Below are 15,971 nucleotides of genomic sequence, written 5' to 3'. Positions count from 1 at the left end.
GCGCTAGCGCGCGCGCGCCGCGCGCACCTCGTCGCGCACGACGCGGCGGTAGATCTTGCCGTTCTCGAGGCGCGGCAGCGCCGCGCGGAAGACGATCTCGCGCGGGCACTTGAACGCGGCGAGCTCGGCGCGGCAGAGCGCGGCGAGCTCGTCCGCGAGCGCCGCGCTCGCGACGTGGCCGTCCGCGAGCTCGACGACGCCGACGACGCGCTCGCCGCCCGCGTCGTCGGGCACGCCGACGGTCGCGGCGTCGCGCACGGCCGGGTGCGTGACGAGCACGGCGTCGACCTCGGCCGGATACACGTTCATGCCGCCCGCCTCGACGACGTCGGCGCTGCGCTCGCGCACGTAGAGGTAGCCGCCGGCGTCGAGCACGCCGACGTCGCCGAGCGTGAAGAGATCGCCCGCGTAGGCGGCGCGCGTCATCGGCTCGTCGCCGTGGTAGGCGAAGCGGCCGCCCTCGGGCGCGCGCAGGAAGATCACGCCCTCCTGCCCGGGCGGCAGCGACTTGCCCTCGCCGTCGCGGATCTCGACGTCGCCGGGCGCGGGGCGGCCGACCGTGCCCGGCCGCGCGAGCCACTCCTCGCTCGTCGCCAGGCAGCCGAAGCCCTCGGCCGCGGCGTAGTACTCGCACAGCACGGGGCCCAGCCACTCGATCATGCGCCGCTTGATGCTCGGCGGGCACGGCGCCGCGCCGTGCAGCACGACGCGCAGCGACGACACGTCGCGGCACGCGCGCTCCTCGTCGGGCAGCTCGAGCAGGCGCCGGAACATCACCGGCACCATGTGCGTGTGCGTGACGCGATAGGCGTCGACGAGCCGCAGCGCGCGCTCGGCGTCGAAGCCGTCCATCAGCACGACGGGCACGCCGCAGCCGAGCGGCATGGCGAGCGAGAACACGAGCGGCGCGGTGTGGTGGAGCGGGCCGGTGCAGAGGTGGACGTCGCCGCGCGCGCCGTAGCCGAAGCGGCGCATCGCATCGGCGAGCGCGGGCTGCCGCAGCGCGCCGGCCGGAGGGCGGAAGACGCCCTTCGGCCGGCCCGTCGTGCCCGACGTGTACGGCATCTGCGAGCCGAGCACGGGATCGTCGAGGTCGTCGCCGCTCTCGGCATCGACGGCGTCGTCGAACGCCTCGAAGCCGTGCACGGGGTCGCCGATGCCGATGCGCACGTCGATGCGCGCGAGGCCGCGCGCGGCGCCGGCGGCCGCGTCGGCGAAGCGCCCGTCCGCGAGCAGCGCCCTCGCGCCGCAGTCCTCGACGACGTAGCGGATCTCGCCGGTGCGAAGGCCGGTGTGGATGGGCACGAGCCGCATGCCCGCGCGCAGCGTCGCGAGGAACGCGACGACGAACTCCGGGCGGTTCGCGCAGAGGAGCGCGACGCCGTCGCCCTCGCCGAGCCCGCGCGCGCGGAGCGCGCGGGCGAGCTGGTTCGCGCGCGCGTTCAGCAGGTCGAAGCTGCGGTCGCCGTGCGACGACGCGAGCGCGAGCCGGTCGGGATGCTCGCGCGCCGACACGGCGAGGCCCATGCCGCACAACGCGGCCTGCGCCGCCGAGAGGGCGGTCCGCCTGCGTGCGGGCGCCGCGCCGCGCCCCGTGACCGGAGAAGCCGAGCGCACCGCCGCATTGTACGCCCGCGCGCGATCGCCATGGGGCGCGGCTCGCGAGGTTCAGCGCTGCGGTGTTTCGGCCGAGGACCGCGCCGCGCGGCGCGCGTCTGCCGGCCGCGCGGAGCCCGAGGACGCGATGCCCCGCCTTCGCCTCGACGACCGGCCCGACGCCGTCGCGCGCGCGCTCCGCGCGCGCGGCGTCGAGCGCGCGTGGATCGCGTGGGACGGGGAGTCGCGCTCCGCCCGCGCGTCGCTCCCGGAGCTCGACGGCGCCGCCGGCGCGCTCGCGCGCCGCGAGCGCGACTACCGTCGCCACGAGGCGATCTTCCTCGCTCCGGCCGCCACGAGCGACGCGCTCTTCGGCGCCTTCGTGCACTCGTGCGCGCGCGGGCAGGCGCAGGGCGGCCTGCGCCACCTCGCCTACGCGAGCTTCGGATGCTTCCTGCGCGACGGGCTCCGGCTCTCGCTCGGCATGGCGCGCAAGTGCGCGCTGGCCGGCTTGTGGTGGGGCGGCGGCAAGGGCGTGATCGCGCGCGCGCCCGATGCACCCGAACCCGGGCGCGACGAGCGCCGCGCGCTCTACCGCGAGTACGCGCGCTTCGTGACCGGGCTTCGCGGCTGCTACGTGACGGCCGAGGACGCCGGCACGACGCCGCTCGACATGGCCGAGGTCGCGCGGCACACGCGCTTCGCCACGTGCATCCCGCCCGAGGTCGGCGGCTCGGGCAATCCGTCGGCGATGACCGCGCTCGGCGTCGTCGAGGCGATCGAGGCCGCGCTCGACGCGACGGGCGACGCGACGGGCGACGCGCCGCTGCGCGGCCGCGCGATCGCGATGCAGGGCGCGGGCCAGGTCGGCGCCGCGATGCTCGAGCGCCTGTTCGAGAAGGACGTGGCGCGGGTGGTGGTCGCCGAGACGTCGGCCGAGCGCTGCTGCGCGCTGCGCGACTTCTTCGCGGGCCGCCCGCTCGAGGTGCGCTGCGTGCCGCCGGGCGACGAGGCGATCCTCGCCGAGCCGTGCGACGTGCTCGTGCCGAACGCGCTCGGTGGCGTGCTGCACGCCAAGACGATCCCGCAGGTGCGCGCGCGCATCGTGTGCGGCGCGGCCAACAACCCGCTCGAGGACGACGTCGCGGACGCCGAGGCGCTGCACGCGCGCGGCATCGTGTGGGTGCCGGACTTCGTGGCGAACCGGATGGGGATCGTCGCGTGCTGCGACGAGCAGGCGGGCTCGCTCCCGCGCGACCCGGCCGTGCTCGCGCACCTCGACCGCGGCAACGCGGACTCGATCTACCGCACCGTGCGGCGCATCCTCGAGCGCGCCGCGCGCGCGGACGTGTCGCCCGTCCACGCCGCGCACGCGCTCGCCGACGAGCGCATCCTCGAGCCGCACCCGATCCACGGGGATCGCGCGCGCCGCATCGTCGCCTCGCTGCTCGCCGAGCGCGGCCCGCGCTAGCTACTCGATCGCGGCGAACGCGTCCTCGAGCAGGCGAGCCTGCTCCTGCTTGTGGATGCGCATCGAGCCCGTGGCCGGGCTCGCGGCCTCGTCGCGGCCCGCATACGCGAACGCGCGCCCCTCGCAGGCCTCGCGCAGCCGCGGCCGCACGAACGTCCACGGCCCCATGTTGCGCGGCTCCTCCTGCACCCACATCACGCGCTCGGCGTTCTTGAAGGTGCGGAGCATCTCGGCGACGCGACCCGACGGCCACGGGTACAGCTGCTCGACGCGGCAGATCGCGACGCGGTGCGCGTTCTCGCCGAGGCGTCGCTCGCGCTCGGCGATCAGGTCGTAGTAGACCTTGCCGCTGCAGAAGATCAGGCGTTCGACCTCGGCCGCGTGCCGCGCCGCCATCGCGTCGCCGATCAGCGGCTGGAAGCTGCCGTGCGTGAGCGCCTCGACGGGCGACGTCGCGTGCGGCGCGCGCAGCAGGCTCTTGGGCGTGAAGACGACGAGCGGCGCGCGGTAGCTTCGCTTCATCTGGCGCCGCAGCAGGTGGAAGTACTGCGCGGGCGTCGTGCAGTTCGCCACCTGCATGCAGTCCTCGGCGCAGATCTGCAGGAAGCGCTCGATGCGCGCACTCGAGTGCTCGGGCCCCTGGCCCTCGTAGCCGTGCGGGAGCAGCATCACGAGCCCGCTCATGCGCTGCCACTTCACGTGCGCCGACGAGATGAACTGGTCGATGATCACCTGCGCGCCGTTCACGAAGTCGCCGAACTGCGCCTCCCACAGCACGAGCGTGTACGGGTCCGCGAGGCTGTAGCCGTACTCGAAGCCGAGGACGGCCGCCTCGGAGAGGTGCGAGTCGTAGACCTCGAAGCGGGCCTGGTAGTCGGCGAGGTTCGCGAGCGCGCAGAACTCCTCGTCGGTGTTCTGGTCGACCACGACGGCGTGGCGGTGCGAGAAGGTGCCGCGCGCGCTGTCCTGGCCGGAGAGGCGCACGGGCGTGCCCTCGAGCACGAGCGTTCCGTAGGCGAGCAGCTCGCCCATCGCCCAGTCGAGCGGCTGGTTGTCGGAGACCGACTTGCGGCGCTTCTCGAGCAGCGTGCGCAGCTTCGGGTGCACCTCGAAGCCCTGCGGCACGCTGCCGAGCCCCTCGGCGACCTGCGAGAGCAGCTCGAGCGACGCGGACGTGTCGGGGTGCTCCTGCGGTCGGACGCGATCGAAGCCCGTCCAGGGCCCGCGCGGCTCGTACGGCTCGTCGGGCCCGGGCGGCCGCGACTGGATCACCTGCAGCGCCTCCTGCAGCTGCTCGCCGAGCACGTCCTCGATGCCCTGCGCCTCCTCCGCCGTGATCACGCCCGCCTCGACGAGCGCGTCGGAGTAGAGCTTGCGCACGGACGCGCGCGCGCGGATGCGCTTGTAGAGCCCGGGGCTCGTGAAGCTCGGCTCGTCGCCCTCGTTGTGGCCGTGGCGGCGGTAGCAGATGACGTCGATCACGACGTCCTGCCGGAAGCGCTGGCGGTAGGCGAGCGCGAGCTTCACGCAGTAGACGACCGACTCGGGCTCGTCGCCGTTCACGTGGAAGACGGGCACCTGGATCATCTTCGCGACGTCGCTGCAGTAGAGCGTCGAGCGCGCCTCGGCGGGCGTCGTCGTGAAGCCGATCTGGTTGTTCACGATCACGTGGATCGTGCCGCCCGTCGAGTAGCCGCGCAGGTTCGCGAGGTTGAGCGTCTCGGCGACGATGCCCTGGCCCGCGAAGGCCGCGTCGCCGTGGATCACGACCGGGATGATGCTCTCGCCGGTGAGGTCGCCCGTGCGCACCTGCTTCGCGCGGCAGCGTCCCTCGACGACCGGGTCGACGACCTCGAGGTGCGACGGGTTCGAGGTGAGCGTCAGGTGCACGTTGTCGCCCGAGCGCGTCGTGCGGTCGTTCGAGAAGCCCTTGTGGTACTTCACGTCGCCGGACCCGAAGGGCGAGTCGAGCAGCGGGCTGTCCTCGAACTCGCCGAAGATCGCGGCGTACGACTTGCCGAGGATGTTCGCGAGCACGTTGAGGCGCCCGCGGTGCGCCATGCCGAACACGATCTCGCCGATGCCGTGCGACGGCGCGTCCTCGACGATGGTGTCGAGCAGCGGGATCAGCGACTCCGCGCCCTCGAGCGAGAAGCGCTTCTGCCCCAGGAACTTCGTGTGGAGGAAGCGCTCGAAGAGCTCGGCGGCCGACAGCCGCTCGAGCACGTGCTTGCGCTCCTCGGGCGAGAGCGACGGCCGGTTCTGGCACGCCTCCATCCGCTCGCGCAGCCACTGCCGCGGGCCCGGGTCCTGGACGTGCGTGAACTCGACGGCGACCGGCCCGCAGTACGTCGCCTTCAAGCGCTCGATGATCTCGGCGAGCGTCTGGATCGGCGGCCCGGGCACCTCGTCCGCGACCTCGTACGGGTGCGCGAGGTCCTCGGTGCCGAACCCGTAGTGCGCGGGATCGAGCTCCGGGAAGTACTCGTCGACGTCCTCGACCGGGTTGTTCTGCGCGATGCGGTGGCCGCGCGCTCGATAGGCGTGGATCAGGCGGAGCACGCGCGCGTGCTTGCCGCCGAGCTTCGTCGGCGCGTCGGCGGAGGGAGCGGCGGCGGGCGCCGCAGCCGCGGCCGGCCTCGCCGCCGACGGCGCGGCGGGCGCCGCGCCCCGTGCGGCCGGCACCGCGCCCCGCGCGGCGGGCGGCGCGCCGTCGCCGAAGACGCGCGCCCAGGCCGGATCGACCGAGCGCGGGTCGACCTGGTAGCGCTCGAAGATCTCGTCGAGATAGGCGGCGTTGAGACCGAAGTCCGCGTAGCGAGACGCGCCTTCGCCGTCGGCGTCCTTCGCGGGCGGCTCGGGCAAGGCTTTCGCATCGCGAGTCATGCGCGCTGCTCCTCGGATCCTGCGACGATGTGAGTCCGCGGTGAGGCGGGACGATACCGCGTCATCGGATCGCACCCAGCACCACTCAACCGCGGCGGCGCACTGCTAGCGTCGCCCCCGTGAAGACCGGAGGTCGGCTCGATCGCGCCTTCTTCGCGCGGCCCTGCCTCGAGGTGGCCCGCGATCTCCCAGGGAAGCTCCTCCTCCACAGGCTGCCAGACGGCACGGTGGTCGGCGGCCGTCTCGTCGAGGTCGAGGCGTATCTCGGCGACGGGAGCGACCCTGCGGCGCACTCGCACCCGGGCCCCACGGCGCGCAACCGCACGATGTTCGGCCCGCCCGGGCGGCTCTACGCCTACCGCAGCTACGGCATCCACGTCTGCGTGAACGTCGTGTGCGAGCCCGCGGGCCGCGGCGCGGCCGTGCTGCTGCGCGCGCTCGAGCCGCTCGCCGGCCTCGACGCGATGCGCGCACTGCGCGGCCTGCCGCGCGATGCCGGCGCGCGCGCGCTCGCGCGCGGGCCGGGGCGGCTCGCACAGGCGCTCGGCCTCGAGCTCGCGCACGACGGCGCGAGCCTGCTGCGCGGCGCGCTCGGCCTCTACCGCGACGCGCGCGAAGCGAGCGGAGCGACGGTCCGCGTCGCCGCGGGGCCGCGCGTCGGCATCACGAAGGCCGCCGCGCTGCCGTACCGCTTCTGGGACGACGGCAGCCCGTGGGTGAGCGCGTTCCGGCCGGGGCGCTCGCGCCGCCGCGGCGAAGCGCGCTAGGCGGGCCCCGGCGCGAGGATGGCGAGGACGACGAGCCGCCCCGCCCCCGTGTTCCGGATGCCGTGCGGCACGCCGGCCGGCGCGACCAGCAGGGTGCCGGCGTCCATCGCGACCTCGCGCGACTCGAGCAGGAAGAGGCCCCTCCCCTCGAGCACCTGGTAGACCTTGTCCATCCCCTCGTGGGCGTGGAGCGCGTGCTCCTGGCCGGGCTCGAAGGCGTTCAGCCCGACGAGGAGACGCGGCGACGCGAAGAGCGTCGCCTTCCCCATCTTGTCGGGCGCGAAGACCGCGTGCGCCTCGGGCCGCACGGGAACGGGGTGCGCGAGATCGCTCGCCATCGTCGGACCTCCTTCCGCCGCCGCGCCGCGCACCGTCGGTGTCGCGAACGCGCGCGCGGCTAGCCGGGCGGTGCGCCGGCGAACGCGAGGATCGCGTCCGCCACGCGCTCGGGCTGCTCCATCGGAACCAGGTGCCCGCCCTCGATGTCGCCGAGCTCGCCGCGCGGCAGCGTCGCGACGAGCTCCTCGTACGCGGCGCGCGTGAAGTCGCCGCGCGTCGCGCGCAGCACGCGCAGCGGCAGGTCGGCGCGCGCCGCGACGGCGAGCGGGTCGAAGTCGACGCTCCCCGCGAAGATCGCGCCCTCGACGCGCCCCTCGCACTTGAGCCGCACCTCGCCCGACGCGTCGGCGCGCAGGGCCTGCTCGACGTAGAGCCGCAGCGCGCGCGGCGTGAAGTCGGCGAAGAGCGGCTTGTCGGCGAAGAAGCCGAGCGCCTCGTCGGCGCTCGGCCAGGCGTGGCGGCGCTTGCGCGCGCGCTCCGCCATCGGGTTCTCGGCGGCCGCCGCGCGCTGCGCGCGCGTGAGGCGCGGAAGGATCACCGGGTCGATCAGGATCGCCCGCGCGTAGAGACCGGCCTCCGCAGACGCCGCCGTCATCGTGAGCGTGCCGCCGAACGAGTGACCGACGCCGAGCGCGATGCGCGGCGCGCCGGCGAGGTCGCGGACGGCGCGCGCCACGGCGCCGAGATCGCGCGCCATCGCCGCCCACGCGTACGCGCCCTCGCGCGCGGGCGCGCTCGAGTCGCCGTGCCCGCGCGCGTCGACCGCGAACACGCGGAAGTGGCGCGCGAGCCGTTCGGCCACGGGCGCCCACATCGCCGCACAGAAGCCGTTCGCGTGGTGGAGGAGCGCCGGCGGCCCGTCGCCCGGCCACTCGATCGCCGCGATCTCGACGTCGGGCTCGGCGCCGCGGAAGCGGTGGCGGCGGATCGAGGCTTCGTCGAGCGCGGGCGGCGTCATGCGGCCGCATGCGTAGCGCATCCGGCTTCGCGCGGGCGACGGCCCGGCGCGCCGACTATCGTCGCCCGATGCTCGACACCGCATCGCCGCCCGGCGCGCCGGCGCGGCTCGACGACGCGCTCCGCGCCGCGCTCGCGCGCAACCTCGCGCGCTTCGAGCCGCGCGCCGCCGCGCGCCCGCGGCGGCTGCGGAGCGCCGCCGTCTCCGTCGTCGTCACCGACGACGACGCGGGGCGGCCGTGCTTCCTGATCACGCGGCGGCCGACGAAGCTCCGCCGCCACGCGGGCCAGTGGGCGCTGCCGGGCGGGCGCCTCGACGACGGCGAGAGCATCGTCGAGGCGGCGCTGCGCGAGCTCGAGGAGGAGCTCGGCCTCGCGCTCGCGCCCGACCGCGTGCTCGGCGCGCTCGACGTCTACGAGACGCGCTCGGGCTTCGCGATCACGCCGCTCGTCGTGTGGGGAGGGCCGGGCTGCCGCCTCACGCCCGACCCGCAGGAGGTGGCGGAGGTGCACCGCGTCGCGCTCGCCGAGCTCGAGAAGCCCGAGGTGCCGCGGCTCGAGCGCATTCCGGAGAGCGAGCGCCCGGTGATCGTGCTGCCGATCTTCGGGCGCGAGATCAACGCGCCCACCGCCGCCGTGCTCTACCAGTTCGTCGAGGTCGCCGTGCGCGGCAAGTCGACGCGCGTCGCGCACTACGAGCAGCCCGTCTTCGCGTGGAAGTGACGCGCGCGGAGGAGCGCGCACGATGCCCGAGCTCCCCGACCTCACCGTGTATCTCGAGGCGCTCGAGCGCGTCGCGGGCGGCGCCGTGCTCGAGCGAGCCGAGCTCACGAGCGCGTCGCTGCTGCGCACGGTCGACCCGCCGCTCGCCGCCGCCGAAGGGCGCCGCGTCGTCGACCTGCGGCGCGTCGGGAAGCGCATCGCGATCGGGCTGCGCGGCGACGGCGCCGCGGCCGACGCGCCGGGCGACGACGACCTCTACCTCGTCTTCCACCTGATGGTCGCGGGGCGCCTGCGCTGGCGGCCCGACGGCGCGCGCGCGCCGCGCGGGCGCGCGCCGCGCTCCGTGCACGCGCGGCTGCGCTTCGGGCCGGCGCCGTCGGGCGCGAGCGCGGGCGGCACGCTCGTCCTGACCGAGGCCGGCACGCGCAAGCGCGCGACGCTCCACGTCGTGCGCGGGCGCGCGGCGCTCGCCGCGCACGACCCGGGCGGGCTCGAGCCGCTCGCCACCCCGCTCGACGCGTTCGCCGCGCGCCTGCGCTCGGAGAGCCACACGCTCAAGCGCGCGCTCACCGACCCGCACCTGTTCGCCGGCATCGGCAACGCGTACTCCGACGAGATCCTCCACCGCGCGCAGCTCTCGCCCGTCGCGCTCACGGGCTCGCTCGACGACGACGCCGTCGCGCGCCTGCACGCGGCCGTCGGCGCGACGCTCGTCGCCTGGACGGAGCGGCTGCGCGCGCGCGCGGGCGATGCCTTCCCCGAGGAGGTCACGGCCTTCCGCGCGGAGATGGCCGCGCACGGGCGCTACGGCCAGCCCTGTCCGCGCTGCGGCGCGCCCATCCAGCGCATCGTGCACGCGAGCAACGAGACGAACTACTGCGCGCCGTGCCAGACGGGCGGCAGGCTGCTCGCCGATCGGGCACTCTCCCGGCTCCTCAAGCGCGACTGGCCCCGCAGCCTCGAAGAGCTCGAGCGACGCCGCGCCGACCAGGCAGCACCGGCGCCCGCGCCGCGCCGCCGCCGCGGGAGCGACGCGTGAGCGAGCCCGACCCGTCCGAAGCGCCCGGTCCGCCGATCGCCGCGAGCGCGGCCGCGGCGGCGGGCGCACCCGGCCTGCGCGCGCAGTTCCGCCACCGCGACCACACGCGCGGAAGCCTCTGGACGTCGCTCTTCGTGCTCGCCGTGCCGCTGCTCGCGACGAGCCTGTCGACGGTCGTGTACCAGCTCGTCGACCTGAAGTTCATCGCGTCGATCGGCGAGCAGGCCGTCAGCGCCGTCGTCGTGACGAACCAGTCGTTCCGGCAGATCGTGATGATCCTGCTGATGGGCGCGAGCTTCGGCGCGCAGGGGATGATCTCGCGCCTCGTCGGCGAGGGCCGCATCGCGGACGCCGAGCACGTGGCCGGCCAGGTCGCGACCGCCGGCGCCGCCATCGCGCTGCTCGTCGCGCTCGCCGGGCTCGCCTTCGGCCGCGAGATGCTGTCGGTGATGAACGTGTCCCCGGCGGTCGCCGAGCTCGCCCTCCCCTACCTGCGGATCACCTTCACGCTCGGCTTCGGCTGGATCTTCGTCACGCTCCTCGGCGCGGTGCTGAACGGCGCGGGCGACGCGACGACGCCCATGATCGTGATGATCGTGCAGACGAGCGTGTCGCTCGTGACCGAGTACCTGCTCGTGTACGGGATGCTGTGGCTGCCCGCGCTGCGCATCGAGAGCATCGCGATCGGCCAGGCCATCGGGCAGGGGCTCGGCGTCGCGATCTCGTTCGCCGTGCTCTTCCGCGGCGCGAGCCGCGTGCACGTGCGCCTGCGCCATCTCGCCCCCGACCCGGTGGTGATGCGCGCGTTCTTCGCGCAGGCCTGGGCGCCCGCGCTCCAGATGTTCGGGACGTTCGCGGTGAACTTCTACTTCCTGCGGCTCGCCGGGAGCTTCGGCGACAAGGCGCAGACCGCGTACTCGATCGGGCTGCGCATCGCGATGGCCGGGCCCATGCTCGCGTTCCCGCTGGCCGGCGCGTGCGCGACGCTCGTCGGCCAGAACCTCGGCGCCGGCAGCGTGCGGCGCGCGTGGAAGTCGCTCTGGGTCGGGCTCGCCGCGCACGCGACGCTGCTCGTCTCGGTCGGCGTCGCGCTGCTGGTGTTCCGCGTGCCGTTCGTCTCCCTCTTCACGGACGACCCCGAGGTGCTCGCGCTCGGGAGCGAGCTGCTCGTCTACCAGGGCTTCGCCTTCGTGGGCTGGGCCTTCTACTTCGTCTTCTTCCGCGCGCTCCAGGGCGCGGGCGACGTCGTCGTCCCGATGGTGATGGCGACGGGCAACGCGCTCTTCGTCACGCTGCCGGTCGGGTGGTATCTCGCGACGCAGGCCGGCTGGGGCCCGAGCGGGCTCTTCGCGGCGACGCTCGCGGGCGCCGTCACCGTCACCGCCGCGACGAGCGTCTACGTGCTGTCCGGCCGCTGGACGCGGCCGTTCCGCACGGCTCGTTAGGCCGGCCGCTCGACGACCACGACCGGCGCGCCCACCTCGACCGCGCCCTCCTCGACGACGCGCCAGTACACGCCGCGCAGGTTGCGCGGGCGCGTGGGCCCCGCCTGCACGAAGCGCAGCGCGTCCGCGCCGAAGCGCTGGCGGAACTTCGCGCACCCGTCGTGCGGCTTCGGCGTCATCTCGACGAGCGCGTCGCCGACGCGCAGCCGCGTGCCGAAGGGCAGGTTCTCGGCCGAGAGGTCGAGATCGACGTAGAGGTTGTCGCCGAAGTGCGGGAGCGGCTGGCCGTTCGCGACGAGCGCGGCGACGCCGTGGTGGATGACGGCGAGCTGCGCCTGCGGGTCGCGCGGCGGACGACGCGCCCAGCCGTCGCCGGGCACTCCCTCGCCCGGCGTGAGGCGCGTGCGGGCGGGCGTCTCGCGCACGCCGTCGGGGCGGCGGAACGCGACGAGGCGCAGCACGCCCGCGTCGCGCGGCGACGCGGGCAGCGCCGCGAGGCCGGACTCGAGCGCGTCGAGCGGGAGGTGACGCGCCGGGTCGCCCTCCGGCCCGAACGCCTCCTTGCGCAGCTCGGTCGTCATCGCACCCGGCCTCCGCGGTGCCGCCTAGCGAGCATCGCCCATGTGCATGAGCGGGAGCGGGTTCGCGCTCTTGCCGTCCATCCAGTAGATCTTCGCCGCCGGGTCCTTCGACATCTCCTTCAGCGCCTCGAGCGCCTGGAGCTGCACGTAGGCCGGGTTGGCCGCCGAGGCCTTGTTGATCTCGCGGATCTCGTAGGCGCGCGCGTCCGCCAGGATGCGCCGCTTCGCGGCCTCCTCCTCCGCGGCGCGCCGCTCGGCCTCGGCGAGCGCGACCTTCTGCATCTGCTCGGTGCGGAAGCGCTCGAGCTCGGCCTTCTGGCGCTCGACGGCCTGCTCGCGCTCCTTCTTCTGCTCGATCGCCTGCGCGAGCACGGCCGGCAGCGCGATGTCGCGCACGAGCACGTCCTGGATCTCGAAGCCCTTCGGCGCGAGGCGCTCGCGCAGCGCCGCGAGCAGGCCCGTCTCGATCTTCTCGCGCGTGACGTCGAGGAAGAAGTCCTCGGCCTTCGTGATCGTCGCGCCCTGCTCGCGCACCATCGACCGCAGCGTCGGGATGAGGTGCACGTTCAGCATCTGCGTCTCGCTGCCCGTCGTGCGCACGATGTCGGGCGCCATCGCGCCGACGAAGCGGTACTGCACGCTCACGTCGATCTTGGTCTGCAGCTGGTCGCGCGTCGGGACGAGCGCCTCCTCCTTGTGCGTGCGCTGCCGGACGTCGAAGACGTGCCAGCGGAAGAGCGGGTTCACGACGTGGAAGCCCTCCTGGTAGGCCTCGTCCTGCACCTTGCCGAACAGCTCCGCGACGCCGACGTGGCCCGGCGGGATGAGCCGGAAGAAGCGGCCGCCGAAGACGAGCAGGGCCAGGCCGATCGCGAGCGGGATGCCCCAGCGCGGGTTCATCGGAATCCTCCTCGGTCCGGACGGTGCACGCGCCGCGGCGACGGCGGGCTCGCGTACCGGAGTTCGCACGCGGGCTCGCGCGCAGGTTCGCACGCGCGCGCTCGCGCGCGTTCGCGGCAGGGTGCGCGAGCCGCGCGCGCGCTGCCACCTCGCCGCGGGCAGCCGGCCGCGCGCTGTGACATCGTTCGCCGCCCATGGCCATCCGGCTCGTCGCCCTCGACCTCGACGGCACCGCGCTCGACTCGCGCGCCGAGCTGCGCCCGTCGGTCGTCGCCGCCGTCGCGCGCGCGCACGAGCGCGGCGTGCGCGTCGTCGCGTGCACGGGGCGCCGCTACCGCACGGCGCTCCCCGCCATCCGCGCGCTCGGGCTCGAGGGGCCGGCCGTCGTGCAGAACGGCGTCGTCGTCCGCGACGCCGCGACGGGCGCGACGCTCGCGCGCCAGGCGCTCCCGCACGCGCTCTACGACCGCGTGCTCGTCGCCTATCGCCGCGTCGGCTCGCCGCTCGTCTACGTGGACGACCCCGCGACCGACTTCTACTACGAGCCGATCGAGCGCGCGCACGCGTTCCAGGCCGACTACCTGCGCGACCACGGCGCCGCGGGCCGCGTGGTCGACGACCTCGCACAGCGGCCGGACGTGCCGGTCGTGATGATGAGCTGCATGGCCGACGGCGAAGCGCTCGGGCGCGTCCACGCCGAGCTGCGCAGCGAGTTCGGCGGCGCGGCGCGCACGCACCAGATCCGCAACAAGAACTACCGCGGTGACATCCTCGAGGTCGTCTCGCCCGACGCGGGCAAGTGGGCGGGCGTGCGCTGGGTGTGCGCGCACTGGGGCGTCGACCCGTCCGAGGTGCTCGCGATCGGCGACGACGCGAACGACGCCGAGATGATCGAGCACGCCGGGATCGGCGTCGCGATGGCGAACGCCGTCGACGCCGCGAAGCGCGTCGCGGACTTCGTCGTCGAGGACAACGACGCCGACGGCGCGGCGATCGCGATCGACCGCTTCGCTCGCTAGGCGATCGCCTTCGCCGCGCGCAGCTTCGCGATCTCGTCGGCGCCGAAGCCCCAGTCGGCGAGCGCCCGGTCGGTGTGCTGGCCCGGGTGCGCGGGCGGCGCAGGCACGGCGGGCCGCGTGCGATCGAAGCGCGGCGCGGGCGCCGGCTGCAGGAAGCCGGCCACCTCCACGAACGTCGAGCGCTCGCGGTTGTGCGGGTGGCGCGGCGCCTCGTCCATCGACAGCACGGGCGCGAAGCACACGTCCGACCCCTCCATGAGCGCGCACCACTCGTCGCGCGTCCGCGTGCGGAAGATCGCGGCGAGCCGCTCCTTCATCGCCGGCCACTCGTCGCGCGCCATCTGGCGCGGCAGCTCCCGTCCGGCGAGGCCGACCTTGTCGAGCAGCTCGGCGTAGAACTGCGGCTCGATCGAGCCGATCGACACGTACTTCCCGTCGCTCGTCTCGTAGACGTCGTAGAAGTGCGCGCCCGTGTCGAGCATGTTGGTGCCGCGCTCGTCCTTCCACACGCCCATCGCGCGCATGCCGTGGAAGAAGCCCATGAGCAGCGCGGCGCCGTCGACCATGGCCGCGTCGACGACCTGCCCGCGCCCGGACGTCCTCGCCTCGAGCAGCGCGCACACGACGCCGTAGGCGAGCAGCATGCCACCGCCGCCGAAGTCGCCGACGAGGTTGAGCGGCGGCACGGGCGGCCCGCCCGCGCGGCCGATCGGGTCGAGCGCGCCCGCGAGCGCGATGTAGTTGATGTCGTGGCCCGCGGCGTGCGCCATCGGACCGTCCTGGCCCCAGCCCGTCATGCGCCCGTAGACGAGGCGCGGGTTGCGCGCGAGACACGCGTCGGGCCCGACGCCGAGCCGCTCCATCACGCCCGGCCGGAAGCCCTCGATCAGCGCGTCCGCGCCCTCGACGAGCCGCAGCAGCGCGGCGACGCCGTCGGGGTGCTTGAGGTCGAGCGCGACGCTGCGGCGCCCGCGCGCGAGCACGTCCTTCGACGCGCCGGCCGGCGGAGCGGCGGGAACGGCCTGCGCGCGATCGACGCGCAGCACCTCGGCGCCCATGTCGGAGAGCATCATCGCCGCGAACGGGCCGGGCCCGATGCCCGCGATCTCGAGGATTCGGATTCCGGAGAGCGGTCCACGGGGCTCGGCCACGGCGGCGGTTCCTTTCGCTTCTCTGCGCGCGCGTTTCTGCGCTACGGACGGGGGCGGCGACGGCGGCGGGGCGCGCATCATACCCGAGCGCGCGCAGCGCGCAGACGCAGGAAGGAGGAGCGTGCGCATCGCGATCGTCGGCGCCGGCGCCGTGGGCCTCGGAATCGGGAGCGGCCTGCTCGCCGCGGGCCACACCGTGCGCTTCGCGACGCGCACGCCCGAGGCCGCCGACGCGCTGCTCCGCGACGGCGTCGAGCGCAGCGGGCTGTTCGGCGACGTGCGCATCGCGCCTTCGCGCCTCGAAGCCGGCGTCGGCGCCGACGCGCTGCGCGGCCGCGCGTTCGAATGGATGCTCGTCGCGACGAAGACGCCCGACGCACCCGCCTGCGCCGAGGCGCTCGCGCGCGCGTGGCACGACATCGGCGGCGCGAAGCGCGTCGTGCTCGCCTACAACGGCTGGGGTGCGGCCGAGCCGTTCGAGCGCGCACTCGGCGCGCGCGGCGCCGCGCTCTACGCCGCGCGGGTGATCACGGGGTTCCAGCGCCGCTCGGCGACGCGCGTCGAGGTGACGGCGCACGCGGCGCCCGTGCTCGTCGGCCCGCTCGGCGACGCGCCGCCCGCGCCCGCCGCCGACTTCTGCGAGGCCGTCGCGAGCGGCGGCATCCCGTGCGAGCCGTGCGACGACGTCGAGCGCGAGCTGTGGGCGAAGCTCCTGTACAACTGCGCGCTGAATCCGCTCGGCGCGCTGATCGGCGTGCCCTACGGCGCGCTGGGCGCGGACGCGCGCACGCGCGCCATCCTCGAGGCCGTCGTCGCCGAGATCTTCGCGCTGCTCGACGCGCGCGGCACGCGGCTCGCGTGGCCCGGCGCGCGCGCCTACCTCGAGCACTTCTTCCGCGATCTCCTCCCGCCGACGGCCGCGCACGAGTCGTCGATGCTGCAGGACCTCCGCGCGGGCCGGCGCACCGAGATCGACGCGCTGTGCGGCGCGGTGGTGCGACTCGCCGGCGAGCTCGGCCTCGACGCGCCCGTGAACCGCGCGCTCTGGCAGCTCGTCCGCGCGCGCGAGGAGCGCCGTGCGCGCATGCACTGACGCG

General features: G+C 75.0%; 14 protein-coding genes. 7 read left to right on the top strand and 7 right to left on the bottom strand.

All coding sequences use genetic code 11. The features are described from left to right. Nucleotides 1-3: 3 nt before the first annotated feature. Complete coding sequence (locus R3E88_05090; protein ID MEZ4215832.1) at nucleotides 4-1,527, bottom strand: AMP-binding protein; 1,524 nt, start codon at nucleotides 1,525-1,527, stop codon at nucleotides 4-6. 217 nt (nucleotides 1,528-1,744) lie between these two features. Between R3E88_05090 and R3E88_05085 the strand changes: the two genes are divergently transcribed. Further along, a complete protein-coding gene (locus R3E88_05085) occupies nucleotides 1,745-3,067 on the top strand; it encodes a Glu/Leu/Phe/Val dehydrogenase dimerization domain-containing protein (GenBank protein ID MEZ4215831.1) in 1,323 nt (440 codons plus the stop codon). On the opposite strand, the gene R3E88_05080 is transcribed toward R3E88_05085, so the two are convergent. Further along, nucleotides 3,068-5,932, bottom strand: coding sequence for a 2-oxoglutarate dehydrogenase E1 component (locus R3E88_05080; protein ID MEZ4215830.1), 2,865 nt, complete (start codon nucleotides 5,930-5,932; stop codon nucleotides 3,068-3,070). A gap of 140 nt (nucleotides 5,933-6,072) precedes the next feature. Here R3E88_05080 and R3E88_05075 point away from each other — a divergent pair, with 140 nt between their 5' ends. Next, nucleotides 6,073-6,720, top strand: coding sequence for a DNA-3-methyladenine glycosylase (locus R3E88_05075; GenBank protein ID MEZ4215829.1), 648 nt, complete (start codon nucleotides 6,073-6,075; stop codon nucleotides 6,718-6,720). Here R3E88_05075 and R3E88_05070 read toward each other — a convergent pair. Together R3E88_05070 and R3E88_05065 are read right to left on the bottom strand one after the other, a co-directional pair. Next, the gene (locus R3E88_05070) at nucleotides 6,717-7,058 is read right to left on the bottom strand and encodes a cupin domain-containing protein (GenBank protein ID MEZ4215828.1); all 342 of its coding nucleotides are present in this window, start codon (nucleotides 7,056-7,058) and stop codon (nucleotides 6,717-6,719) included. The genes R3E88_05075 and R3E88_05070 overlap by 4 nt on opposite strands. 59 nt (nucleotides 7,059-7,117) lie before the next feature. Then, the gene (locus tag R3E88_05065) at nucleotides 7,118-8,017 is read right to left on the bottom strand and encodes an alpha/beta hydrolase (GenBank protein ID MEZ4215827.1); all 900 of its coding nucleotides are present in this window, start codon (nucleotides 8,015-8,017) and stop codon (nucleotides 7,118-7,120) included. Nucleotides 8,018-8,085: 68 nt separating this feature from the next. Here R3E88_05065 and R3E88_05060 point away from each other — a divergent pair, with 68 nt between their 5' ends. The 3 genes from R3E88_05060 to R3E88_05050 are packed head-to-tail and all read left to right on the top strand — an operon-like array spanning nucleotide 8,086 to nucleotide 11,223. Beyond that, nucleotides 8,086-8,739 (top strand): CoA pyrophosphatase, encoded by a 654-nt coding sequence (locus R3E88_05060; GenBank protein MEZ4215826.1) that lies wholly within the window; start codon nucleotides 8,086-8,088, stop codon nucleotides 8,737-8,739. Between the two features lie 22 nt (nucleotides 8,740-8,761). Then, complete coding sequence (locus R3E88_05055) at nucleotides 8,762-9,778, top strand: DNA-formamidopyrimidine glycosylase family protein (protein MEZ4215825.1); 1,017 nt, start codon at nucleotides 8,762-8,764, stop codon at nucleotides 9,776-9,778. Next, nucleotides 9,775-11,223, top strand: a complete 1,449-nt coding sequence (locus R3E88_05050; protein ID MEZ4215824.1) for an MATE family efflux transporter — start codon at nucleotides 9,775-9,777, stop codon at nucleotides 11,221-11,223. The genes R3E88_05055 and R3E88_05050 overlap by 4 nt, the downstream gene beginning before the upstream one ends. Here R3E88_05050 and R3E88_05045 read toward each other — a convergent pair. After that, nucleotides 11,220-11,804 carry an MOSC domain-containing protein gene (locus R3E88_05045; protein MEZ4215823.1) on the bottom strand — a complete coding sequence of 195 codons (585 nt, stop codon included), beginning with the start codon at nucleotides 11,802-11,804 and terminating at the stop codon, nucleotides 11,220-11,222. The two genes, R3E88_05050 and R3E88_05045, sit on opposite strands and share 4 nt — an antisense overlap. A 24-nt stretch (nucleotides 11,805-11,828) precedes the next feature. After that, nucleotides 11,829-12,704, bottom strand: coding sequence for a prohibitin family protein (locus R3E88_05040; GenBank protein MEZ4215822.1), 876 nt, complete (start codon nucleotides 12,702-12,704; stop codon nucleotides 11,829-11,831). A 194-nt stretch (nucleotides 12,705-12,898) separates the two neighbouring features. Between R3E88_05040 and R3E88_05035 the strand changes: the two genes are divergently transcribed. Then, nucleotides 12,899-13,723, top strand: a complete 825-nt coding sequence (locus R3E88_05035) for an HAD family hydrolase (GenBank protein ID MEZ4215821.1) — start codon at nucleotides 12,899-12,901, stop codon at nucleotides 13,721-13,723. On the opposite strand, the gene R3E88_05030 is transcribed toward R3E88_05035, so the two are convergent. Further along, the gene (locus tag R3E88_05030; GenBank protein ID MEZ4215820.1) at nucleotides 13,720-14,874 is read right to left on the bottom strand and encodes a CaiB/BaiF CoA-transferase family protein; all 1,155 of its coding nucleotides are present in this window, start codon (nucleotides 14,872-14,874) and stop codon (nucleotides 13,720-13,722) included. The two genes, R3E88_05035 and R3E88_05030, sit on opposite strands and share 4 nt — an antisense overlap. Nucleotides 14,875-14,995: 121 nt before the next feature. On the opposite strand from R3E88_05030, the gene R3E88_05025 reads away from it, so the two are divergent. Next, the gene (locus R3E88_05025; protein ID MEZ4215819.1) at nucleotides 14,996-15,967 is read left to right on the top strand and encodes a 2-dehydropantoate 2-reductase; all 972 of its coding nucleotides are present in this window, start codon (nucleotides 14,996-14,998) and stop codon (nucleotides 15,965-15,967) included. The last annotated feature ends 4 nt before the right edge of the window (nucleotides 15,968-15,971 follow it).

This window comes from Myxococcota bacterium (assembly GCA_041389495.1).
Lineage (GTDB): Bacteria > Myxococcota_A > UBA9160 > UBA9160 > UBA4427 > JAWKRT01.
The sequence above is the reverse complement of the archived record's forward strand: the minus strand, read 5'-3'. Positions and strand labels throughout refer to the sequence as shown.